This window comes from Acidovorax sp. 22279 (genome assembly GCF_052045435.1).
Taxonomy (GTDB): Bacteria; Pseudomonadota; Gammaproteobacteria; order Burkholderiales; family Burkholderiaceae_C; genus Acidovorax; species Acidovorax delafieldii.
Genome location: NZ_JBQEOV010000017.1, coordinates 1 through 23,751, shown reverse-complemented (window position 1 = coordinate 23,751; position 23,751 = coordinate 1). Strand labels below are relative to the sequence as shown.

At 57.3% G+C, this 23,751-nt stretch carries 18 protein-coding genes; 10 read left to right on the top strand and 8 right to left on the bottom strand.

Annotated elements, in window-relative coordinates:
- Window positions 1-12: 12 nt before the first annotated feature.
- Window positions 13-2,631 carry a DNA topoisomerase (ATP-hydrolyzing) subunit B gene (gene gyrB / locus ACTJKQ_RS19935; RefSeq protein WP_440597858.1) on the top strand — a complete coding sequence of 873 codons (2,619 nt, stop codon included), beginning with the start codon at window positions 13-15 and terminating at the stop codon, window positions 2,629-2,631.
- A gap of 225 nt (window positions 2,632-2,856) precedes the next feature.
- Here the strand turns inward: gyrB and ACTJKQ_RS19930 are convergent, their stop codons facing one another.
- Genes ACTJKQ_RS19930 through ACTJKQ_RS19915 form a run of 4 tightly spaced genes read right to left on the bottom strand, consistent with a single transcriptional unit; the run spans window position 2,857 to window position 10,308 of the window.
- Window positions 2,857-5,184, bottom strand: coding sequence for a DUF262 domain-containing protein (locus ACTJKQ_RS19930; protein ID WP_440597857.1), 2,328 nt, complete (start codon window positions 5,182-5,184; stop codon window positions 2,857-2,859).
- A 25-nt stretch (window positions 5,185-5,209) separates the two neighbouring features.
- Window positions 5,210-6,052, bottom strand: coding sequence for a phosphoadenosine phosphosulfate reductase domain-containing protein (locus ACTJKQ_RS19925; protein WP_440597856.1), 843 nt, complete (start codon window positions 6,050-6,052; stop codon window positions 5,210-5,212).
- Window positions 6,045-9,395, bottom strand: a complete 3,351-nt coding sequence (locus tag ACTJKQ_RS19920; protein ID WP_440597855.1) for an ATP-binding protein — start codon at window positions 9,393-9,395, stop codon at window positions 6,045-6,047. The genes ACTJKQ_RS19925 and ACTJKQ_RS19920 overlap by 8 nt, the downstream gene beginning before the upstream one ends.
- The gene (locus ACTJKQ_RS19915) at window positions 9,388-10,308 is read right to left on the bottom strand and encodes a DUF4007 family protein (RefSeq protein WP_440597854.1); all 921 of its coding nucleotides are present in this window, start codon (window positions 10,306-10,308) and stop codon (window positions 9,388-9,390) included. Before ACTJKQ_RS19915 ends, ACTJKQ_RS19920 begins: the two co-directional genes overlap by 8 nt.
- 538 nt (window positions 10,309-10,846) lie before the next feature.
- On the opposite strand from ACTJKQ_RS19915, the gene ACTJKQ_RS19910 reads away from it, so the two are divergent.
- The 7 genes from ACTJKQ_RS19910 (at window position 10,847) to ACTJKQ_RS19880 (ending at window position 18,324) form a co-directional block, all read left to right on the top strand.
- Window positions 10,847-11,365: an HAD domain-containing protein gene (locus ACTJKQ_RS19910; protein ID WP_440597853.1), complete on the top strand. Its 519-nt coding sequence runs from the start codon at window positions 10,847-10,849 to the stop codon at window positions 11,363-11,365.
- Complete coding sequence (locus ACTJKQ_RS19905) at window positions 11,352-11,681, top strand: hypothetical protein (protein ID WP_440597852.1); 330 nt, start codon at window positions 11,352-11,354, stop codon at window positions 11,679-11,681. The genes ACTJKQ_RS19910 and ACTJKQ_RS19905 overlap by 14 nt, the downstream gene beginning before the upstream one ends.
- 113 nt (window positions 11,682-11,794) lie before the next feature.
- Window positions 11,795-12,694, top strand: a complete 900-nt coding sequence (locus ACTJKQ_RS19900) for a hypothetical protein (protein WP_440597851.1) — start codon at window positions 11,795-11,797, stop codon at window positions 12,692-12,694.
- Window positions 12,691-14,676 carry a Mu transposase C-terminal domain-containing protein gene (locus ACTJKQ_RS19895; RefSeq protein ID WP_440597850.1) on the top strand — a complete coding sequence of 662 codons (1,986 nt, stop codon included), beginning with the start codon at window positions 12,691-12,693 and terminating at the stop codon, window positions 14,674-14,676. Before ACTJKQ_RS19900 ends, ACTJKQ_RS19895 begins: the two co-directional genes overlap by 4 nt.
- The gene (locus tag ACTJKQ_RS19890) at window positions 14,673-15,632 is read left to right on the top strand and encodes a TniB family NTP-binding protein (protein WP_440597849.1); all 960 of its coding nucleotides are present in this window, start codon (window positions 14,673-14,675) and stop codon (window positions 15,630-15,632) included. The genes ACTJKQ_RS19895 and ACTJKQ_RS19890 overlap by 4 nt, the downstream gene beginning before the upstream one ends.
- Window positions 15,633-16,312: 680 nt before the next feature.
- Window positions 16,313-17,518: a hypothetical protein gene (locus ACTJKQ_RS19885; RefSeq protein ID WP_440597848.1), complete on the top strand. Its 1,206-nt coding sequence runs from the start codon at window positions 16,313-16,315 to the stop codon at window positions 17,516-17,518.
- Complete coding sequence (locus ACTJKQ_RS19880) at window positions 17,515-18,324, top strand: metallophosphoesterase (protein ID WP_440597847.1); 810 nt, start codon at window positions 17,515-17,517, stop codon at window positions 18,322-18,324. The genes ACTJKQ_RS19885 and ACTJKQ_RS19880 overlap by 4 nt, the downstream gene beginning before the upstream one ends.
- A gap of 38 nt (window positions 18,325-18,362) precedes the next feature.
- Here the strand turns inward: ACTJKQ_RS19880 and ACTJKQ_RS19875 are convergent, their stop codons facing one another.
- The gene (locus ACTJKQ_RS19875; RefSeq protein WP_440597846.1) at window positions 18,363-18,968 is read right to left on the bottom strand and encodes a hypothetical protein; all 606 of its coding nucleotides are present in this window, start codon (window positions 18,966-18,968) and stop codon (window positions 18,363-18,365) included.
- Window positions 18,958-19,485, bottom strand: a complete 528-nt coding sequence (locus ACTJKQ_RS19870) for a hypothetical protein (RefSeq protein ID WP_440597845.1) — start codon at window positions 19,483-19,485, stop codon at window positions 18,958-18,960. The genes ACTJKQ_RS19875 and ACTJKQ_RS19870 overlap by 11 nt, the downstream gene beginning before the upstream one ends.
- A gap of 511 nt (window positions 19,486-19,996) precedes the next feature.
- Here ACTJKQ_RS19870 and ACTJKQ_RS19865 point away from each other — a divergent pair.
- Together ACTJKQ_RS19865 and ACTJKQ_RS19860 are read left to right on the top strand one after the other, a co-directional pair.
- Complete coding sequence (locus ACTJKQ_RS19865) at window positions 19,997-20,515, top strand: GNAT family N-acetyltransferase (protein ID WP_116748428.1); 519 nt, start codon at window positions 19,997-19,999, stop codon at window positions 20,513-20,515.
- Window positions 20,512-20,925: a YkgJ family cysteine cluster protein gene (locus tag ACTJKQ_RS19860; protein WP_440597844.1), complete on the top strand. Its 414-nt coding sequence runs from the start codon at window positions 20,512-20,514 to the stop codon at window positions 20,923-20,925. Before ACTJKQ_RS19865 ends, ACTJKQ_RS19860 begins: the two co-directional genes overlap by 4 nt.
- 78 nt (window positions 20,926-21,003) lie before the next feature.
- Here ACTJKQ_RS19860 and ACTJKQ_RS19855 read toward each other — a convergent pair whose 3' ends face one another.
- The gene (locus ACTJKQ_RS19855) at window positions 21,004-22,644 is read right to left on the bottom strand and encodes an AMP-binding protein (RefSeq protein ID WP_440597843.1); all 1,641 of its coding nucleotides are present in this window, start codon (window positions 22,642-22,644) and stop codon (window positions 21,004-21,006) included.
- Window positions 22,645-22,691: 47 nt separating this feature from the next.
- Window positions 22,692-23,751, bottom strand: a 1,060-nt coding sequence (locus ACTJKQ_RS19850; RefSeq protein WP_440597842.1) for a serine hydrolase domain-containing protein, incomplete at its 5' end; no start/stop codon positions are given.

Sequence of the window (23,751 nt, the reverse complement as noted above, 5' to 3'; positions counted from 1 at the left end):
CCAAGGCCCACCATGACCGTTGACAACAACATTCCCTCCGAGCCCGAATCCTCCGGCGTCTCCGGCCATGTGGAGCCCACCGTCAACAAGATCGACACCAACCAGGCCGGCGCCAGCGAAAGCTATGGCGAAGGCGCCATCACCATCCTCGAAGGCCTGGAAGCCGTGCGCAAGCGCCCCGGCATGTACATCGGCGACACCAGTGACGGCACCGGCCTGCACCACTTGGTGTTCGAGGTGGTCGACAACTCCATCGACGAGGCCCTGGCCGGCCACTGCGACGACATCGTCGTCACCATCCACACCGATAACTCCATCAGCGTGACCGACAACGGCCGTGGCATTCCCACCGGCGTGAAGATGGACGACAAGCACGAGCCCAAGCGCTCGGCTGCCGAAATCGCCCTGACCGAACTGCACGCAGGCGGCAAGTTCAACCAGAACAGCTACAAGGTCTCCGGCGGCCTGCACGGCGTGGGCGTGAGCTGCGTGAACGCATTGAGCAAATGGCTGCGCCTGACCGTGCGCCGCGAAGGCAAGGTGCACCAGATCGAATTTGCACGCGGCTTTGTGCAAGACCGCCTGCTGTCCACCGTGGACGGCTTTGAAGTCAGCCCCATGAAGGTGACCGGCGAGACCGAAAAGCGCGGCACCGAAGTGCACTTTTTGCCCGACACCGAGATCTTCAAAGAGAACAACGACTTTCACTACGAGATCCTGGCCAAGCGCCTGCGCGAACTCTCGTTTTTGAACAACGGCGTGCGCATTCGCCTCAAGGACGAACGCAGCGGCAAGGAAGACGACTTCTCGGGCGCCGGTGGCGTGCGCGGCTTTGTCGAGTTCATCAACAAGGGCAAGACGGTGTTGCACCCCACCTCGTTCTACGCCGCAGGCGAGCGCCCGGCAGAGACGTACGGTGGCATCCCCGGCACGCACATCGGCGTAGAAGTGGCCATGCAGTGGAACAGCGCGTACACCGAGCAAGTGCTGTGCTTCACCAACAACATCCCCCAGCGTGACGGCGGCACCCACCTGACCGGCCTGCGCGCCGCGATGACCCGCGTCATCAACAAGTACATCGAAGAAAACGAGCTGGCCAAGAAGGCCAAGGTCGAAGTCACCGGCGACGACATGCGCGAAGGCCTGTGCTGCGTGCTCAGCGTGAAGGTGCCCGAGCCCAAGTTCAGCAGCCAGACCAAGGACAAGCTGGTGTCGAGCGAAGTGCGCGCGCCGGTGGAAGACATCGTGGGCAAGCTGCTCACCGACTACCTGCAAGAAAAGCCCAACGACGCCAAGATCATCTGCGGCAAGATCGTGGAGGCCGCCCGTGCCCGCGAAGCCGCCCGCAAGGCCCGCGAAATGACCCGCCGCAAGGGCGTGCTGGACGGCATGGGCCTGCCCGGCAAGCTGGCCGACTGCCAGGAAAAAGACCCCGCCCTGTGCGAGATCTACATCGTGGAGGGTGACTCCGCCGGCGGCTCTGCCAAGCAGGGCCGCGACCGCAAGTTCCAGGCCATCCTGCCCCTGCGCGGCAAGATCCTGAACGTGGAAAAAGCCCGCTACGAAAAGCTGCTGACCAGCAACGAAATCCTCACGCTGATCACCGCCCTGGGCACCGGCATCGGCAAGGCCGGCGGCACCACCGGCGGCGACGACTTTGATGTGGCAAAGCTGCGCTACCACCGCATCATCATCATGACCGACGCCGACGTCGACGGCGCCCACATCCGCACCCTGCTGCTCACCTTCTTCTACCGCCAGATGCCCGAACTGGTGGAGCGCGGCCACATCTACATCGCGCAGCCGCCGCTGTACAAGGTCAAGGCTGGCAAGGAAGAGCTGTACCTGAAGGACGCCCCCGCGCTCGACGGCTTCCTGCTGCGCATTGCGCTGAACCACGCCAGTGTGACCACCGGCGGAGCCAACCCGCAAACCCTGACGGGCGAGACCCTGGCCGAACTGGCGCGCAAGCACCAGATCGCTGAAAGCGTGATCGCCCGCCTGGGCAACTTCATGGACGCCGAAGCCCTGCGCGCCATTGCCGATGGCGTGAGCCTCAAGCTCGACTCCGTGGCCGATGCCGAAGCCAGCGCCGTGGCCCTGCAAGCCAAATTGCGCGAGCTGAACACCACCGGCGCCCCCGCCGAAGTGGCCGGCGAATTCGATGCCCGCACCGACAAGCCCCTGCTGCGCATCAGCCGCCGCCACCACGGCAACATCAAGAGCAGCGTCATCACGCAAGACTTTGTGCACGGCGCCGACTACGCCGCCCTGGCCGAAGCCGCCGAAACCTTCCGCGGCCTGCTGGTCGAAGGCGCCAAAGCGATGCGTGGCGAAGGCGACAAGCAGAAGGAAGAAAAGGTCGGCGACTTCCGCCAGGCCATGAAGTGGCTGATTGCCGAAGCCGAACGCACCACCAGCCGCCAGCGCTACAAGGGCCTGGGCGAAATGAACCCCGAGCAGCTGTGGGAAACGACGATGGACCCCAATGTGCGCCGCCTGCTTCGCGTGCAGATCGACGATGCGATCGAGGCGGACCGCGTGTTCACGATGCTGATGGGCGATGAGGTGGAGCCGCGCCGGGATTTCATTGAGACGAATGCGCTGCGGGCGGGGAATATCGACGTCTGATCGATCGTGTAGGGCGCCTCATAAGCTGAGAAACTGAGACCCATAAGCTTAGAAACTCATGGGCTCTCAACACATCAATGCGAGAGAACCTTCGCTCCGCATGCCCCTAAAGACCTATCTCATCGTGTAATTTTTACGATTACATCTATCGACATTTCCGTTGCGCTTAACAACGGCACCAAGTTTCCATGAACAGAGATGGGTGCCGTTGAGGGAACTACGAATCTACTTCAGCCACGCATAGAGTTCGTCCCATGCAAGGGATAACAAGCGCTTGGAACGCTGGTCGAGGAATTCGTTTGTCCACGCGTCTTTCCGGTTACCTAGGGCGCTAAGGTGTGGAAGATGAGACGCCTTATCAATAATTAGCTGAGTGGATTCGCCGAATTCGACTCCCTGCTGCTGGCCCTCCAAGAGAATTCTCTGCGCATCTGGATGGGATGCAGCGCCGAGTGCTTGATACAAGATGCGCTTTGCCGGCCAAGCGCGATTTGACACCATCGCGTTTTCAACATGCGGAGCTAGTACAAGATTACCGATACGGTGAACTAAATCGCGGTTTTCGTATATCTTGTCATCCCAATCTGCAGAAGGCTCTTGAGGCGCTATATGCTCTAAAGTTAAATTACGCTGGTCGGTGAACCCTGTGAAGGTTAGGCAAGGCGATACTGCAGGCTTCCCCTTTTTGATTAATCCTGGTGTTTCTTCATCGGCTACCGAATCGTGATATGCAGCAAGAAGGAGAAGTCTAGAAACTTCTCTGCTATTTTTGTAGGCAGGGACGGCTGCCGCTTCCATAACAAATTCTTCACGATTAGCTATACCTCCTTTTTCACCGAGGCGTCTTACCAATTCTGCCTTAAGTGCTTCAAGGTTGACGATGGGAGAAGCGGTTGCTTCACCAGGCTCCTTCCGGAGCTTACGCGCTAGTGCCGGCATATGCTCACTACCGGACAAAATCTCGCGATACTGCGCATCGATATTAGCCGTGCCGCGCCGCGATGCTCTCCAAAGTGCGGAGAAGGCTGCAAGAGCCTTCACAGCCCCTTCAAGCTCCTTAGTCTTAGTTTCACGCTCGGCCTCAGCTGCGCCTAGGGCTTGAGCATAAAATCTAACCATCGGAGCAATGGTGACCGAATGGCCGAGCGAGGATAGAAATGTCAGGCAGAGCTTGACCGAATCTGTAGCTGCATCTGCAGGCAGGCCTGGAAGAGTAGGCTGCTTTCCATCAGTCTCCCACGCATGTTGAGTAAAGTTGGCGACATCACGGAGGTGTTGCACAAACGCCTCTCGCTCCTCCAGATTTTTCTCGTGCCTTTCGAACTCTTCTTTTAGATACCGCCTTTGCTCCGCAAGACGCTTTGAAAGTTTATAGCCAGTCTCCGCAGCTGCAAATGAAATAAGCAAATCCCGCGTTGCATTCTGAAGCGGCTCCCCGACCTTAAAAATCGACAAGTAATTCGATATTTGGTCCAAGTGCTTTCGAGAAGCAGAATTTTCAAATTTTGTAAGAGTCTCGGCCAGAACCACTCTTGGCTTGAAAGTCTCGTAGGCGGTTAAAGGCTCACCTGTAGTATTGAGCGATTCAAAAACAGTAAAAGCGTAGTCTTCGTTCTTCCCGCGAACAACCGTCAAAGCTACTCGGGTTAATGAATAGCTAGCAACCAAAAGTAGTTGCAACAGCACCTTAAAATCGGCATCAGCATTATTGTTTTGCAACAACTCACAGACATCTTCTGGGAAATCATGATTCAGAAGCGCTCGCTGAAAATTTCCATTTGCGGCAATTTTTTTAAGCGACGGAAGCGCGTCGTAGTCATCCCTAAACGTTCCGTCGGCATTAAGGCCTTTCAGTGTGCGCGACACCTGCAAAAATCTGCTTACAAGAGCATCCTCCCCTTGAATGGTCCCTTCGCGCTTAGCAGGTTTAAATTCAACGGGTTTGCCTTGGTCAATGGACTCCGCATATTTCCAAGTCAAATATGCAATGGGAGACTTATATTGCGCATTCGCCTTAGACCTAGCCCATTGGTCGTCGAACGACCGAATCATTCTCGGGTATAGGGGTGAATCGCCAAAAGGTTGACGCTCGACAAAAGTATGTTCAAGCTTGTCGATAATGCTGCGGCTTTGCCCATCGAGCCATTGCTCGGGGGCGGACATCGTTTCGTAAGTCTTGCCTTTAAATGCCTTTGCATGTGCCAACGCAATTTGGTTGTGTAATGCAATGCAAAAGACGAGGAGTGTCGTCAATCGCTGCTGTCCATCAATTACGGTTAAGACTTTACCAGGTAAATCAGGCCTCACGGCTGGTTGTACAGTCGTGAAGTTAATATCATGAATTGTGATTACCGTCCCGAGGAAGGTGAAACTATCATCATGGTCAAGAAGCTCCGAATAGCCGTGCAGGGTATCCTCTATGAGCTTCGAGACTTTTTCTTTATCCCATCCATACGGTCGCTGGTACGGCGGAATGTATAGCCCGAGTCCATTCTCGCTAAGTAGTTCGCGTACATTTCGCGAGTTCGCTTCGAATATTTCTTTTGCTTCCATAGCCATATCATTTCCCTCCGATTAATTATTTGTGACAAACAAGACAAGCGCCACCGCCTTCGTCTTCGAGATACAAGTCGTCAATATCAACAGGCTCGATAGGAATAACCCGAAGAGGATTGGGTTTACGACGAGCCAGTTCACGCTGCTTGCGCATCTCAAAATCAGCTATAATTTCAACGATACGCTCGGGTTTTTCTAAGTCAGTTAATGGCTCGCCTTGAGTCCAAGTGAAGGGTGAGCCGTGTTCAAGGGCATTTTTCTCATATGCCTTCGCATCTTCAAACGCTTCAGGATGCGTTTCTTTGAGGCGGACCCATTCAATTTTTTGCTGAAAGAAGCAGAAAGTGCAGCCTGAGCGGCTTCGCCACTTGTAATAACTTGGCAATCCAAGACCGGCCCCTTCGAGCAACTCAAATACACCGGGCTTGTCAACGCCAGCTTCTCTAAATGGCATTTTTACGATGAGATTGGCATGCTGAGCAACCATGCCTTCGCGATGCTCCTCATCTGCTCTAATAGCTACGTAGCTATAGACGGTATCACCAGCATCGAGCGATGGCTTAACCCATTGCTTAAAGGGTTCTAGTTTCAGCTTTCGCGTACACCAGCGGGTTTTTGCAGATGGGAGGTAGTTGTTGTATGTTCTTAACCAAAAGTCAAAATCACGATGGGGATTCAAATAATGAATCTTTCGTCCAACAAAGCCTTCCAATTTGCCCAGAAACTCGTAGACCTCAGGTAGTTCTTTTCCCGTATCCGTGAAGAAATACTCAAGGGGAATCTCCGGATGATGCAAGCTCATATAGACGGCTAAGGCCGCACTATCTTTTCCACCGGAGAGCCCGAGAACGTGACGCTCAGCCATTGTTAGCCTCCTTTTGTTGCTGGGTAACCAACATTGCTCCAGCCTCGGCGAGTGCAGCCAAGATAACTTCGTTGCGCGTTCCCTTGGCTTCCGCAAGGAACCGCTTGACCAGCTCGTCAATGGCTGGAGTGTCGGTATCCGAGATTTCTACAAAACCACTAGCGTCTTGGCCATGGCTCGCACCAAAAACAACTCCGATAACACGGCGGGTTGACGGTCGTCCACGTAAAGGAGCCATCGTCTCAGCTTTTCTAAAAGCCACTGCCCACTCGGCAAGTTTCGCCATTGCTGCATCAATGTCACGGTCCACCCACATCGCCTGGGGCTTGTCGATGGCTAAGCTGATAAGCGCTTCGACCGTCTCGTCACTTTGGTCATAGGTTTCCAGGCGTGTGGCAAACGCATCTAGCTTGAAGTCTCCCGTGATACCTTTTACGGTAGACGCCCGTTTTTGCAGCTCCGCTGGCGTGCGCGCACCGTGGTCGAGGGCTTGAAGGAGATGCTGCCGGACTTTAGTCAGCATCCCAATATAAGCACCAGACAGCTCTTCGGTAACTTGCTGGAGACGGGAGTTCAAGGTGGACGGGTCGTCAGCCTCCAGCAGCGTGGGTAAGTCCGAGAACAGCACTCGCAATGGGTCGCTGGCCTTGAGCAGCATCGCCCGGACCTGTTGCGCTTTTACAGAGACAGAGGTGGTCCGCTTGGTCCAACCTGGAAGGCCGACAACTAGGCCGACCAGACTTCGCGCGATATCAAGAGGAGAGGCGGTGACCGGCATACCCGAATCATCAGCAATCGTCTTCGCTAGCGCGTCGATGAGTAATGCTTTGTCACTGGACGCGTCCACATGCTGGAAGCGAATTCGACCGGGGTCTAGCGTCCACTCGTCCACCACGGCATCGGACAGGTCCGGAGTAAACGCGCCGTTGACATACAAGGCAAGTGATGAACGATTGGCAATGTAGAACGCTAGGGACAGTACTGGCATGACGCCTGCTCGTATCCCAAATGGCGGGCGCGCCCAATCTGTGTAAAGTTCTTTGAGGGTAAGAGATTTGCCCTCCGCGAGAATCTCTCGCGCCGTTCTCCACCAGAACGTTTCAAACGACGTTCCACGAGGGTTAATGTTAGGGTCACCGAAACCCCATTCATTTCCACCTCTGGCTCGATGGAGTCCAGGGTCGTTCAGTACGGTGTAGTACAAGCCGGCATCAGCAGGGAAGCCTTCATAGCCAAGTTTCGGCAGATGCCCATGAGTGACCATCCGGTTCATGAGGTCCTTACGCGCTTTCACCGAATTGCTTGAAGGGTTCTCGCGATTAATAAGCTCACTGAAGATGTGGGGAGCCTTGTCGTAAACCGCCTCTACTATGTCGGACGCAATCACCGATAGCGCAGAACTACCCTTCCGCCCAACCGCTTCACCTTGCCGGTACCACTTCGAAAGCTCGAATGCATCGGTTAGCTGCTCTTCAAGCAACGCACGCACAGCCTCAATGCGGCCGACGATTTCTTTGCGTGCCACAGTGTCGCCATGGAGCTCTGGTCGCGTTTTCATGACACGCTCTGAAGCAGCTAGCTCAAGGCTTAGCTCAACAATTCTTTCTGCGTTTTTTGGGGTACCCACCAGCAATGCCTCAGCCATTGTGATGGTGCTGGCATGACGGACTCGATGGTCTGCGGACTTGGTTGATTGACCAGCTGAGGGCAGACACAATAAGAATGCGCCTGCGCTAGTACCCTTAAGCTCAAATTTTTCAACAGTAGCTTCGACGTCTTCGAGACGGGCGATGCTACGGGTGAACCACCGCATAGTGCCCGTCTTCTGATAATGACGTTTAGCGAGTACGGGCTGCAGGTCACTTAGCGTAGAGATTTGCTGTAAGTCGGCCTCGCCGATTTCGCCGCGGGCTTGATTGATTGCCGCTTCGATATCAAAGTCCGAGCCGGCGTAGATGCCCCAAGCATTTAAATGCTTGCGTTCAATCAGAACCTTCCAGTCCGCGAGCTGTTCAAGGGCAGAGTGAATTTCATTGACGTCTACGCCAGGTGTCGACAGCGCCAAAATTGGCTCTTCGGCAACCAAGCCGGAGCCATTGCGAAACATTTCAATCAGAGCGATTGTTTTAGTCAGCCCAACATGTACTGCGGTGCCTTTACTTTCCGCGCGCTCTACCGCATCGCAACACTGGGCCCACCGATGCCCGTCGGGGGAAGCGACGATGGCGGGCTCCAAGTTCGCTTTCAGGTAGTCCCAGTAAGCTGCGGGACCGTACATCATGTACCAGTGAGCCTCGTAGCCATCCAAAAACTCTACGAAGCCTAGAGGCTCACGCGACGCCAAGAAGCCGAACGTACTGCGCTCGTTTTGCCCAAAACGCCGTCGTGAGATGGGACCCAGCAAAGCAGCGGTAACAGGGTGAAGCGGCCAACATGCGCGCAATGACGAAGCCAGCGTTGCTGGAGTACCCGGGCGCCGAGCGCGAATTGCTGCAGCAATTTTGTCCGCAAACTTCGATGCGTCGCCCAACGCAGGAGGGTTTTCGACTTTAATGGCCTTGCCAACTAGTTCAATCACTTCGTCAGCTGCGGCAACGAGGGGAATGTCGAGGAACCGGCCCTGAACTTTGGCCCATTCGTCCCGAGCCTGGCGACCCAAGCGAGAGGCGTACGCTTCAAAAGCTTGATGCAATATGCCGACGATAACCAGTTTGCCTGTGCAGCGACTTGCTGCCTCGGCAAGCTCTTGGAAGAGATGGACGTCTCCACCCTCTTGAGCGGAAGCCTCAAGCAATTTGCCCAATTCATCGATGACGACCAAAACACCCTGAGGGTGCCGCTCTGCCGCTTCAACTAGTTCTGCAACGATATCCGGTTGCTTCTTACGACTTGGGGACAGGCCCTGCGCCTTAGTTAGCGCTGCACTCAACTCCTGCGCTGCATCAGCTCGCTTGCCGACAACAGGAACGACCATCCACCCTTCATCCTTGGCATCAAACGCTTTGAAGACCAAGCTGTCTGCCGGGAAATTCAGTAACTGGCGGGCTTTAGCCCGGAGTGCTTGTTGCCCACCCACAAGTGAACATAGCACTAACGCCAGAGAAGACTTTCCGCCACCGTATGGCCCTGTCCATGTAAAGGCCCGTTGTCGCGTATCCACAATCTGACGGGCCATGCTTTCAAGCAATGCGCTTGCGGTGCCTTGGCAGATGTAGCCTGACAGTGCGTCTTCCCGACCTAAATCCGTGTCGAGTCGGACAGAGCGGAGAAATTGACGTGAAATAGTGACTACGTCGGAGAGCATCCTCTTTTCGACACCGAGGAGGGTAGCTTGTTTAGACATAGGCGCTTTCGAGTAGCCCATACTTATAGTCAGAGAGGCTCTTCAAGGCTGCACCCTTGCGAATGACTTGCCGGATGCCTGCTTGTTCAGTCCACTGAATATTCCCGCGAGTTAAGTCTTCGAGAGCCATCAATCTGTCGGCTACTGCGTTTTCATCGAGCTTAAAAACACGACCTGGTGAGCCGTAGTCGTAAGCGACACGGTCGAAGGCCATCACAGCACCCGCGTGCGGCATACGTTCCCAATAATCTAATAACGCGAATGCAAAGACTCCATCCGGTAGAGAGCGCTTCGAGCCCCGACGGAATTCAAACGCCCCCTTCGCGTTCTGTTGAATTAGTCCAAGCTCGCCGAGCAATGGCTCACTCATCTCTTCGGGCGAATCTCCACCAAGTCTAGGAACGTAGCTACGTATACAGCACTCCACGTCGCGTTTAAGCGTTGCCATCGAAATGCGCAGCTTATGTTCGGTCACCAAACCAGAGAGTGAATTAACTATGAAATCACGGTCAAAAACTTGTTGTACGACGTGATTGAATAAAAACCACCAAGTGGTTGTCTTTTCGTGCGTACTAGCCACCTGCCAATGCATCAACCATGTAGTCGCAGTGTGCTCACAGTACTTATCGAACCCGCTCTCACTATCAAAGAGCATCGTGCCGAGGCGAGTTGGTATGTACCCCCCTCGGTCTTCGATGACGCCACACGCCGTTGCCCAAAAGCGGATGGACATTGCCATGTTCTTGCCGACTCCGAAGCGGACGATTGCGTCTTCGTCGGCGAAGACTGAGCGGGGAGCAGGCTCTTCAGACTCTGTGACTGCGTCGTAAGCCTTGCGCAACCACAACTGTCTTAAGGGGAAAGTTTCGTGCCCCGAGAACTGCGGAGGGGCGTCGGAAGGTAGCTGAATCATTGAGAGGCAGTTTAACTGGACGGAGTCACCAGTCCCTATATCTCAAACGACGACCCTAGTCTCCGAAGGCCGGCGCCGGAGTGTGTCTACCCATCGTGCGAAAGCTTCGCGACTCCAAGCTCAGGGGCACCAATTTTGTCGCAACTAGGGTTTTTTGCTTAGCTCGCGCATCATACTGTGAAAAAAAACAGTGCCACAAGTCGTACTTCCTACTGTGCTACCGGGGCAGGGTCGCGAGGAAAGGCCCGTGAAGGGACCAGAGCAGCGATAGGGCTCCTGCAATACTAAATACGCATAGCAAAAATAGATTTGCAAGAGCCCGGATTTAGATTGAGCCGCTCGGCATGGAAGACATGCGTGAGGTCTGACCACTAAGAATTCAATAAGCCGAGGAAACAAAACTGTCGGCATCTGTAGCCATTTGCCGCCAAAACAATTCAAATTGATGGCATGAGTAGAGCATGCCAAATCAGCGTTGAATTTCAGAAGGCGGGTACGTCAGGTACTTGTACGGCGCCTCAGACTGCGGGTTGACGTCATGAAAGGCACTGGCGGCAACATCCTGTACCTCGACTTCGATGGTGTGCTCCACCACGAAGCATGCTTTTGGCATCCGCGCCGAGGTGCGTATCTGGTCGCGCCTCCGAACTACAAGCTCTTTCAGCATGCAGCACTACTGCAAGAGCTGCTGACTCCATACCCCGACGTGCAGATAGTTCTGAGCACGTCCTGGGTTCGACGCTACGGCTACTCCAAAACCGCCAAGCGTCTACCGCCAGCTCTGCGCCAACGCGTCGTTGGTGCGACGTTCCACAGCAGGATGAACGACCTCAAATTCTCCGCGCTACCTCGCGGACAGCAAGTCATCGAAGACGTACTGCGACGCAAACCAGCGAAATGGCTCGCTCTAGACGACGACCCGTCAGGCTGGCCCGAAGAATGTCTGCCGCACTTTGTCCGAACAGATGAGTGCGAAGGCATCAGCGACCCGCAAACACTGGAAGAGCTAGTCAGCAAATTAAATCACCTCGGAGGCACTGCCCGTGAATATTCCTGACGACTTTCCCCGCCAACCAGATGCCACAGCCCTGAGCGGCGCTCAACCAAAAATCGCTGTCCGCCTCGTCGACGGCCAGTACACCAGCGGCTACACGCAGGCTGAACTCGAAACACGCCATGACGTATGCGCCGACCTTGTGACGCAGCTCGTCGCTTACTACCACCGCAAGAAACTCCAACAGCCGGACCGCACACAGAACGAGCTACTCATGCGCATCGAAGAGACTCTCGGGCAAAAGGGCTGGGGTCTTACAAACGCAGAAATCGCATGGTGCATGCGCCAAGTGCGTACTGGAGTCCAGGTTGAAAGCTGAGTCGGGTCGCAGCACGCACAAGGGTGACAGGTATGTGTGGACCCTGCACACCGCTCGGAGTCCTGACGACGGCTCGCGTTTCGTTGCCAGCAAGCAACATTCACCAAATATTTTTGACCAACATCTTGGTGCTTGAAAGCGCAGCTTTGTTTAAACAGCGGCGCATAACTTGTTTAGGTCACTTTCTAAAAAAGCGTCGTCGCTACACCTCCCAGACACTTTTTAAGAACTGGCGAGAGGTCATGGTGATGGCAAGTAAATACACAAATCGGCCTGGATTGAGCCGTGCAGACACAGGCATCCGTAAAGTCGCGTCGACGTTCGGTAAAGCTGCTTTTCTGACACATGCGCAAAAAGCGGATGGGATGCGAGCGGTTGAGAGTGACACAGAGAGATTCGTTGCAAACATTCTCGGCTTCGAACCCTCGGTGAGAAGTTTCGCGCCTCAACCGTTCACCGTTGATTTGATTGCAGGAACCATCCTGCACACACCAGAACAACGCGCTGCAGCAAGAGCAAAACATGACGGTATCACGGGGCCCAAGTTCTACACGCCGGACTTTGCGCTGTCGATGTCAGACGGAACGAGAGAAGCCATCGAAGTAAAACTCGACGCATATCTTGGTGATTCAGGGTACGACGAGAGGTTGTCCACTGCTTCGCAAATTCTTTGGTCCCACGGATACAAGTTTTCGAAAGTCGTATTCCCAAACTATTGGCAGCACCCCTTGCGAGTGAATGTGCCGCTCATTCATCAGGCGCGCATGCGCAATGACCTGTGCCCGTCCGAAGCCACGTTCGAGCTGATTGAGCAGATGTTCAAGGCCGGGGCGCAGACAGCCAGCGACTACTGCGCTGGCATGTCCATCGCCCCCCGAATGCTGCCCGTACTCGTTGCATTCGGCGCTCTGGAAATCGACATCGTCAATTTCCAAATACGCGGTGACGCTCCTGCAAAGCCGGCGTACGGAGGACTCGACCACCTCGAAGTAGTAAGGAGACTCACGCGGTGAAGCGGCACCTTCTTTCTGGGGATGAGCTGTTTGACACCGAGGCGGACGAAGTCACGATGGCTGTGCTAAGTCCCTGTCCGGTGATGGGCCGGGTCCGGGTGCTCGACCTCAAGCTCAATATAGACCACTACGTTGAACTCAACGACCTGCGCGCGCGCATCGGGGCTGGAAATCTCCGGATACGACGAAAAGGGGAGCCCCTATTTCCCGCGACTTATCAAGACGACCCGCAACTGGACGCAGCGCAACAGGCCGCTATTCGACTAGCCAATATGGTCAACGATATGGCGTCTGCCCGATGTATCAGTACACACCAAGCGTATCGAACGCTCAAAACTCAACACGACGAAGCACCTGGCGCCGGACACCTATTTCCGTCACGTGCAACCGTCTATCGCCACTTAGCCAAACACCGGAGTGGCATGCCGCCCCTCGTTGGGAACAAAAACAAGGGAAATCGACGCGCTCGCTACGACGACAAAGTTACAGCCATGGTTTGCAAGGTCGCGGAGAACTGTTTGCTCAAGCCGATGTCGCGCTGGACAGTAAGCGGCATTACGCAACTCGTGAATCAGGTCGGACACGATGAGCAGTTGATTCCGCCGGCATCCAACATCAGTCGGAAATATGTAGTTAAAGCGATTCATCAAAACCTGACTTCGGACATCGAACTCGAACGGCTAGACCCGCGGATGGCTGCCGCTGCAAAGTCCATGGCCAAGAAGCGCATCCGCACCTCAGCCCCACTGATGCGCGTCGAACAGGACGCAGTTCACCTACCGTGGCTCGTCAGAACACAGCACGGAGAGACGAGAAACCTCTATCTCGTTCACGCCATTGATTGCTTCTCCGACATGCCGATGGGTTGGCAACTCGTCGTTGGCTCGCCACGTGTGTCTGACAGCCTGCGATGCATCGAATCCATCTTGTTCTCAAAGAAGGAGCGCTTCGCAGCACTCGGACTTGACCTCCCCATGGATTGCTACGGCACCCCTGCACTGGTGGTCTTTGACAACGGACCAGAGACAAAAGGGGACCGTATGCAACGACTCACGCGGCTGGGTATCGACGCAATGCATTGCAAGTCTCGCCATGCACATGGAAAACCGTACATCGAACGTTTGAACCGCTCATTGAAGGAGGCACTTGAGACCTTGCCAGGTTGCACACGCTTTGACGCAGTGGACGGAAACAGAGACCCGAAGGAATTCCAAGACCTTCCAATGTCTCTTGCCGAACTCGAAAAATGGATTGTGCGGTGGTACTTTGAGACCTGGGCCAACACAGAGCTTCGACGCCACGTGCATAGCGTCTTCACCGAGGAGAAGCGGCTGGGAAACACCCCTTGGCAGCGTTGGCGAACCGTCGAACAAGAGCATGGCTACGCGCTGCCACTTCCCCCTGAACTCGATGCGTGGCGAATAACCTTGTACGAGCACGAAACCAGGACACTGTCGCGCAAAACGGGCATTACCTACGCGCAGTTCAATTTCAAAGGCGACAACCTCCCGTACCTCATCAAGAGGTTTGGCGAATCGGCGGTGCAAGTGCTGGCTGACCCGGAAGATTTCCGACGTATCTACGTCTCTGAAGGACCTGGCCGAGACTTGATTGAGCTGGTGAATGAAGACGTAGATGAAACGACACCAGCGTATTCATTCGAGCAAGCGAGGTTGAAAGTCAAGGAAGCGTCCTCGGGAAATTCTGTGTCGGAACAAGCAGCGGCCTTCAAACGCGAGGTCTTTGCGCGCGCACTCCAAACATCGTCTTCTGCTTCGGGGCGAGGAAGCAAAAAAGCGAAGCAATCGCGCGATACCGCTGCAAGGGCCAAGGAGATGAACGCCCTCGAACGAGCCAAAGAGAGTCCGCTGCAAGCGCCCAGAAGTGCGAAGCAGGCATCCAGCGTGTCGCAAGCATCATCTTTCGACGATGTTGTCGCACTGCCCGTACTCAATCGCACGACGGGGGATGACCAAGAATGAGCGCTGCACTTGAACTACGTCGTAGCATTGAGACCTGTGAATTGCAGCACGCCGCATTCTCGGAGCACTTGAAGTTGCTCAAGCGACGCGCAGACGATGCTTTGGCTGGCTATGCACCGAGGCTTGAATGCGTACTCGGGCCATCCCGGGTCGGAAAGACAATGCTCATCAATGCGCTTGAGCGGGCCTATCCTTCATCAAAAGTTGATGGAGTCCGTAGCGTTCCGGTGCTCACAGTGCCGGTGTCGCCTTCGATTTCCCCACTGCTGCTGCCAATGAGCGTGCTCACCGCTTTGGGTGTTCCGCTGCCACAGCGCGGCATCACCTCCGGCGTGATGTTCAACCGAATGGCAGACCAGTTGCGTCTTGCCGGCACACGGGTTTTGCTGTTTGAAGAAGCCAGTCACCTGGTCGAGCCAGGGGCGCGTCTTCCTCCACGCGCTGCCGGCGACTGGTTCAAGTCGGTCTTGGAAAACCTTGGCATCACGGTCATGCTTTTCGGGGTACCGCGGCTTGAAAGGCTGTTCGCGAGCAACGAGCAGTTGCGCTTGCGGGCGTCAGCCAGGCGCGAATTCCGCCCCTACAACTTTCAAAGCGTCGAGGAGCAGCGCGCTTTTGCGTCCTGTGTTCTGACGTATGCCGGGTTGTTCCAGCAATCTGGCTGGCCCATTGACGTGCCACGCGATTTACTGGTGAAGCATTGCTACCTGCTGAGCGGCGGTCTGGTGGGTGTTCTGAGTCGCTTCATGCAGGAGCTGGCTTGCCAGATGGCCTACGAGACACCACGAACGCTGACCTTCGACGACTGCGCCACCACCGTGAAACTGATTGAAAGTGCGGGCCATCCGCACTGCCCAGCTTTCGCGCGCGAGACGGTTTCTGCCATCGAGCTGAACCAGGCACATGCCCATGTGCTGGAAATCAACGATATGCCGATGCGCAGAGTCGTTTCCTGACCCAACCTTTAGCAATACAAGTATCGTGAAACTCGTCCACACATTCGGCCCTAAACCCGATGAATCGGCATTGGGCTACTACCGTCGCCTATCTGCAAGCAACTCGCTCTGGAACTGGAGGGAGCTTGCGCGCATGGCGCAGGTTTCGCCATCACGCACAGGAATTCTGGGGCGACCGGACTATATGGCCCAAGTGCTGGGCATTGACCCATCATGGACGGCGCAGGCATCAAAGCGAGAAGACACTGCACGCCAGTGGCGGGGTCTTCATCGCTCAGCACATGACGCATGTCTGCCCAGAGTGCATCAAGGAATCTGTACATCTTCGCGCGCATTGGGAGCATGCATATGCCGTTGCATGTCCCACCCATCGTGTTCAACTGGTCGACCGGTGCAGCGCCTGTGCCGAGATGCTGTCGCCGTCGAGGGAGCGCATCGAGCAGTGCCAATGTGGACAAGACCTCCGACAACTACCGACCACGCCCGCCACTCAGGCTCAACTGTGGCTAGCGGCGCTCCTTGCAAGTGATGGAGCAACCGCCATGGGGATAGGGCCTCAGGTCCAAGGTGCGCCAGTAGCCGCGCTGAGCAAGCTGGTTCGAACGCTATGCCTGCTGGCAGAGCCAGACGCACCCAGTGCCAGGCGAAATGCAGCGGCGCCGCAGGCGGTCCAAGAGGCTGTGGAGTTTCTGCGACCGTTGGAAGGATTGCTGTCAGACTGGCCTGTAGGTTTCGAAGCCCACGTCAGCACACGCATCGCTGCAGGAGATGCGCAAGCGCGAACGCTGAACTCATTGTTGGGCCGCTGGTATCAACAGCTCAAGGCTGTTTGCGCGGCGGGACCGCTTCAGCCATTCATGGCATGCGTAGTGAAGGTAGCGGCATCGGAATTCGACGGAATCCTCGGGCTGGATGCGGCCGGCTCGGTCACTGTGGAGAACAATGACCATATGCTGCTCAAGCATGCCGCCAAGCAACTGGGGGTGAGCCGAGACCGGCTGCTGACTCTCGTCGCAGCGAATCAGCTACAGCACCGCACCCGGCGATTCGGAACGAGAGGGATTGCCTACGAAATTCCCATCGCCGAGGTGGAACGTATTCATGCCGCTCGTCTTCGCTGGGTCAGCGAAGCTACAGCCTGCGAGACTCTTGGTGTGCCACCCGCAGTGCTCACGCAAATGGTGGCGGCAAACCTGCTCATGGCTGACCCAGGCTGGCGCACCGACATTCTCAAGTCCGGGCCTGTGGAAAGCCAATCGATAGAACGCCTGACCATCGCCCTCAAATCTCACCTGCGAAAGAGTCCAGAAGGCGGTGAACGCATTGCGCTCAAGGAGCTCACCAGCCGACGCATGGGAGACAAGAAAGCGATAAGGGCAGCGCTGCAGGCCATCTTGAGAGGAGAGATTGCGTGCATCGGTGGGGCGGCGAAGGCTGGGGGATTTCAGTACCAGCTTTCCGATGTCCGGCAACATTTCAGCACTCCCATCCTGGAGTCCGGGTTGTCGATTCACCAGTTGTCGAAGCTTACTGGCTGGAAGTGGGAGAGCGTGAGCCACTGGATAGACGAAGGCTTGCTCGATTCAGTCCCGGTGGTGCTTCGTGGGCAACCCTGCCGCGTCGTGTTGCCAGAGCACCTCGTCAAGTTCCACGGCACCTACGTCCCTCTTGCATCTCTGGCTCATTCTCTCAACGTCCGTTCCTCCGACCTCTTGGAAAGGTTGGGTTGCATAGAAACGCTCGGCGGAAAACCGTTAGCAAACGGTGCAGTCCGTGGTGCGCTCGTGCGCCTTTCCGACCTTTCCGTAGCGGCGCTGCTTCCAGAGAAGGTGTGCGCTGCACAGGCAGCTGATTCGCAAGCGCAATCAGAAGGAGCTCTCATATGAAGATTCAACTCGCTTCGGACCTGCACCTTGAACACCTGGCACGCCGGTTTCCAGGCGAAACGCTCATTCGTCCGGCGCATCAAGCAGATGTGCTCGTCCTTGCAGGCGATATCGGTCGCGCGGCAGATGCTGTTGCTTTGTTTGCCAAATGGCCGGTCCCCGTTTTGTATGTGCTGGGCAATCATGAGGCCTATCACGGCTGCATCGATACCGTTGTGGAAGAACTCAGGGCCGGTTCTTGTGGCACATCGGTAAGGCTCCTGGAGCGTGATGTTGTCGACTTCGGAGGCGTTCGCTTTCTAGGTTGCACCCTCTGGACAGACTACAGACTGCAATGCGGGCTCACGCAGTCTCAGCTCATGGAAATCGCGCGGCACCGCCTCAACGACCACCGGCTCATCCGGACACTGAGTGGCGAGTTGTTTTCTCCTGAGCATGCGCTACGAAACCATGAGATTTCAAGAGCATGGCTCGCGAACGAACTAGCTCGCAAATATGACGGGACGACCGTGGTGGTCACGCACCACGCACCGCACCCTCTCTCCGTTCATGCACGCTACGAAGGTGAGCCACTGAACGCCGCTTTCGCAAGCGACTTGACTGAGGTCGTACAGAAGGCGGACATCTGGCTACACGGACACGTGCACGACTCTTTTGACTACGATGTTTCGGGTTGCAGAGTGGTCGCGAATCCTCGTGGATACGCACAAAATCTCTCATCAGCAGAGCGCGCGAATTCTTTGCAGTTTGAAAACAGTGCTTTCAAACATGCCTGCGTTATCGACGTGCGTCCTCATCGCGAATAGAAGTCCCAACAGCACGTGCTTTTGCGATTTCTCCCTCACTATTTCAACGCGTCCCCAAAGTAGCCGCCATAGGTGCTGGGTGCTGCGCCAGATTTCAGGCGCTCAACACGCCGTGTGGTCGGGTCTACATTGGAAACAATTCGTTGTGCCAAATCGAGCCAGTCTTTTGCAGGTTGCGCGAGGGCGTTACTTTCGTCGGCAAGCTGTTCGTGCAAGCGTTCAAGATACGCTGAAATCAGTTGACTCTCGCGAAACGCCGCGGCCTCAGCAAGCAGCTTCAGTTTGAAGTCTTCAACAGCGCGAAGGTCACGTTGTCTTTCTTCACGCCGCCTGGCTTCTTCTTCCCAACGACGGCGCTCTGCTTCACGTGCAATTGCGTGCCGCTTGGTTGCGGCGGCAGCCTCTACAAGTCCGAGCACAAATTCTCCGAGCTTCTCAGTCAACGGCGTAGTCTTTCCGTCCGTCCAGCGCTTGCGTCCCAAAAAGCTTCCTTCGATTTCAAGACTGAATTTTCCGGTGAATGTGTAGACGTACTCTTTTCCGTCCCAGCCTTTGTAGTATTTGTCGCGGACTACATGCTGCTGGCGGGTGTATTGCTCTACGAGTTTGAAGTGGACCCGCTCGCCATCATGCTCAACCTGCAAGCATTGCTCTCCCTGGACGAGCTTGGCGCCGACGCATTGGCAATGCACCTTCGATGGCGTTCAGAATCTGACACGCCGATTCGACGGCTCCGGCGCTAAGTCGACATTCAAAGACCACCGGACCTGCACTTCCAACGAAACCGTACGCATCTGGTTTGTCTTTCAGGAGTCGCTTCCTCGTGGCAGCGGTATAAGAGCCAAACTGCTCTGGCAGCTCAGTGGTCGGGACCACCACCGCAACGGAAGGCAAATTTACCCGCAGCTTCTGGGTTGGCTCGGATGCGCGAAACCGTGACGCATCCAGTTCAATAAGCACCGTGCCTTTCTGAGGGAGTGCGGGCTTGGGGACTACCTTGCCGTGCTTGATTTTTGTCCAGTAGCCCACCGGGGGGAGCGGTATCGCGTGCTTGCGGCATGCTTTTGCCAGCCCCACGTCAGAGATGTCGAATTCTTTGGCTAATTTGGTGACCGGTGTCTCCCAGACCCGCCGGTACAACTCTTCACGGTCGATTTTCACAGCAACCTCCATGTTCACTTGAGCAACCCAACCGCCCCCGCAGAGGGGGAGCAGAAATTCGCCGAACATCTCTGCTTGAGGCGAACTTCAGCGGTGGATTCTCGTGCGAGCCACAGACACCTTCGCATCATCTGATGCGTTTGGGTTCAGCGAACGAACCAGATGAAACTCCAGACTTAAGGCTGTATAGTTTCCGGCTTCATCCGAAAGCGATACCGCCCATCGCGTGGGCAGCCCTGGGCTTCCACTTCATGGGTGACTTAGATTTTTTGGGCGTTGTTTGTGGGCTGAGCAGGAACTGAGCGGAAGCGCTTCTCACCTTTTGGGTACAGGCTTCTCAACTTTTGGTTCCAGAACCGTCGTAAGGTCATGATTTGAAAGAACCGCGATTCGCTGCTTATGGGTCTACCTACAGATCGCTTGATCGTCGCCGCCGCGCCCTGCCGCCGCTCGCGCATTCAGGAAGGCCACCCTCGGGTGGCCTTTGTGCCCTTTGCCCGACCTTCTTCGCATGACCCATCTTGCCATCCGTCCCGCAACCATCGATGACACCGACCTGATCCTGCACTTCGTGCGGGAGCTGGCGATCTATGAGAAGGCTGAGCAGGAGGCGCTGGCCACACCCGCACATGTGCACCGCACGCTGTTCTGCACCAATCCCAAGGTGCATGGCCTGATCTGCCAGGACGGCGATACCCCCGTGGGCTTCGCGGTGTACTTCTTTAACTTTTCGACCTGGCAGGGCCGCCACGGTCTGTATCTGGAAGACCTGTACGTGTCGCCAGAGCACCGCGGCAAGGGCGCGGGCATGGCGCTGCTCAGGCAACTCGCACGCATCGCCGTGGACCACGACTGCGGGCGCTTCGAGTGGAGTGTGCTGGACTGGAATACACCTTCCATCGCGCTGTATGACAGCCTGGGTGCCCGCCCGCAGAGCGAGTGGATCCGTTACCGACTCACAGGAGACGAGTTGCACGCGCTGGCGGCGCAGTCGCAGCCGCTCCTGCAGCCGTCCAACACTGCGCCATGAGATCCACCATCGCCATCGTTGACGTTGACCGCCTGGACACCTGGACCCGCTACCGCGCTGGCCTGTGCGACACCTGCGCGGCCAACTGCTGCACCATGCCGCTGGAAGTGCAGCTCTCGGACCTGGTGCGGCTTGAACTGGTGGACCCGTTCGAGGCCGAGCATGAAGAAATCCGCCACATTGCCAAGCGGCTGCAAAAGGCGCGGCTGATTGACCACTTCAACCACAAGAACGCGATCTTCACGATGGCGCGGCGGGCCAGTGGGGACTGCAACTTTCTCGACCCCAAGACGCGGCTTTGCACGGTGTATGACAAGCGGCCCGAGACCTGCCGCCTGCACCCGCAGAAGAAGAGCCCCAAGCCGGGCTACTGCGCTTACGGGGCGCGGGATCTGCAGCGGCGGGGCTGATGACAGACATGTGCTGAGGTATCTCGCACCTCGCATCTGCACAAGCCCGCCACCGTCTGAAACCACCGCTCCCCGCGCTCACGCCATGTCGCGCAGTTCGCGTCGCAGGATCTTGCCAACGCTGGACTTGGGCAGGGCCTCCACAAACACGATCTGTCGGGGTACCTTGTAGGCGGTGAGCGCTGCGCGGCAGTGGGCTGCGATGTGGTCTGCATCCCCCGGTGGCGCGTTACCCGCCGCACGCACCACATACAGCCGCAGCGCTTCGCCCGTCTTCTCGTCCGGCACGCCGATGCAGGCGCATTCCAGCACGCCGGGGCAGGCGGTGGCCACGGCTTCGACTTCGTTGGGAAAGACGTTGAAGCCCGAGACGATGACCATGTCTTTCTTGCGGTCCACGATCTTGAGAAAACCACGCTCGTCCAGCTGGCCGATGTCGCCGGTGCGGAAGTAGCCGTCGGGCGTGAAGGCGGCTGCGTTGGCCTCGGGCTGCTGCCAGTAGCCGCCCATGACCTGGGGACCTTTCACGCAGACCTCGCCGGGCTGGCCCAGGGGCACGGGGTGGCCGTGGTCGTCCAGCAGCAGCACGTCGGTGGAAGGCAGGGGCAGGCCGGTGCTGCCGCTGAAAGCAGTGACCGATGCGGGGTTGAAGGCCACCACGGGACTGGTCTCGCTCAGGCCGTAGCCTTCGCGGATGAACTGGCCGGTGATGGCCTGCCAGCGGGCAGAGACCGAGGGCAGGATGGCAGCGCCGCCGCCGCCCGCCAGCCGCAGGTTGGAAAAGTCCACGCCCTGCGTGCCGGGGTGCGCTGCCAGCCCGGCGTACAGCGTGTTGACCCCCATGAACACGCTGGGGCGCGCGGCGTTCAGCACGTGGATCAGCGCGTCCAGGTCACGCGGGTTGGGCACCAGCCAGTTGCGTGCGCCCACCGCAAAGTAGCTGATCAAGTTCACCATCAGCGCGAAGATGTGATACAGCGGAATAGCCGTGACGATGACCTCTTGCGCGGGTCGCAGGGCATCGGGCACGAAGGCCTTGAACTGCTCCACATTGGCCACCAGGTTGCGGTGCGTGAGCATGGCGCCCTTGGACAGGCCTGTGGTGCCCCCGGTGTACTGCAGGAACAGCAGGTCGCTCCCCTCCAGCACGGGCGGCGCAAAGGGCAGGGTGGCGCCTTCGGCCAGGGCGCGCGCAAACGAGGTGGTGGTGTGCAGGTGGGCATCCACCGGCGGCCCGGGCAGGTCGGCTGCGGTGCCGTCGCCGGGCGCCACGGTGATGATGCTGTGCAGTTCCACACGACCCTGGATGGCAGCCAGGGTCGCAGTAGACCCTGCATAGATCACCATCACCCTGGCTCCCGCGTCCTGTAGCTGGTGCTCCAGCTCCCGCGGGGTGTACAGCGGATTCACGTTCACCTGCACACAGCCCGCGCGCGCAATGCCGAGCATGGCGATAGGAAACGCCATCAGGTTCGGGCACATCACGGCAATGCGGTCGCCCTTGCGCACGCGCAGCACGTTCTGCAGGTAGGCCGCAAACGCGCGGGATTGCTGGTCCACATGCGCATAGGTCAGCGTCTGGCCCAGGCAGGTGAATGCGGGCCGGTGCGCGTACCGCTGCATGGCGGCACACAGCAGGTGCACGATGCTGGGATGGCTGTCGGGATCGATGTGGGCAGGGATAGCGCCATAGCGGGCCAGCCAGGGTTGGGGGGACATAGTGAAACGGTCCTCGTGGGGGGTGAAGCAGCAACGTGCGGGTGGACTCAGCGCACGGCCTTGGCCAGTGCGGCAAAGGCTTGCCGGTCCAACGCGTGGGTGAAGGCGGTGTTGGGCACGGGGTGCGTGGAGAACTTCACCACCACCAGCTCGGCCGCCGGGTTGATGTGGATGTGCTGGCCCATCAGGCCCTTGGCTTCAAAGGTGCCATCGGCATCGTGGGGTATCCACCACTGGTTGTGGTACGAGTAGCCCGCGCGCATGGCCGTGCCCGGGGCCTTGCTGAACTGGGCGGGGTCGGCCCCTTTGCGCAGCTCGGCAATGGTGGCGGGCGAGACGATCTGTTGGCCGTTGAAGCGGCCGTTGGATCGCAGCATCTCGCCCAGACGGCCCAGGTCACGCAAAGTGGCGTTCACGCCCACGCTGGTGGCCTGGCCGCCGTTGGCATCGGCAAACACATATGCGTCCTCCTGCATGCCCAGCTTGGACCAGATGCGCTCGGACAACAGCGTGGCGTAGCTCCTGCCAGTCACGCGCTGCAGCAGCCAGCCCAGCACTTCCGTGTCCACCGACTTGTAGGCAAACGCGGTGCCGTGCTCACCGTCCTTCTGCACGGTGGGCAGGTGCTCGGCCATGCTCTTGGCCCCGTTGCTGCCGGGGCGCGCAGGCTGCAGGCCCGCAGCGGCCAGGTACTGAAAGACACCGGAGGTGGGGTCCGCAAAGTCTTCGGCGTATTTGACGCCGGTGGTCATGTCCAGGGTCTGCTGCACGGTGGCATCGGCCCAGGCGCTGTTGGCCAGCTCGGGCAGGTAACGCACGATGCGCGCACTGGGGTCGATGGCGCCTTCCTGGATGAGTTCGGTCACCAGCAGCCCCACCAGCGATTTGCTCATGGACCACAGCACATGTGGCTGCTGCGGCTGCATACCGATGTGATAACGCTCATACACCACACGGCCCCGGTGCAGCACCAACAGGGCGTCGGTGTAGGTGGCCTTCTGCCAGTCGGCCAGCGTGGTGGGCACGCCCTTGTCGTCGGCAAACGCCAGCGTGTCGGGCAAGGCACGCGGCGCGGCGGGCAGTGCGCTGGGCGCTGCTGCACCGCGC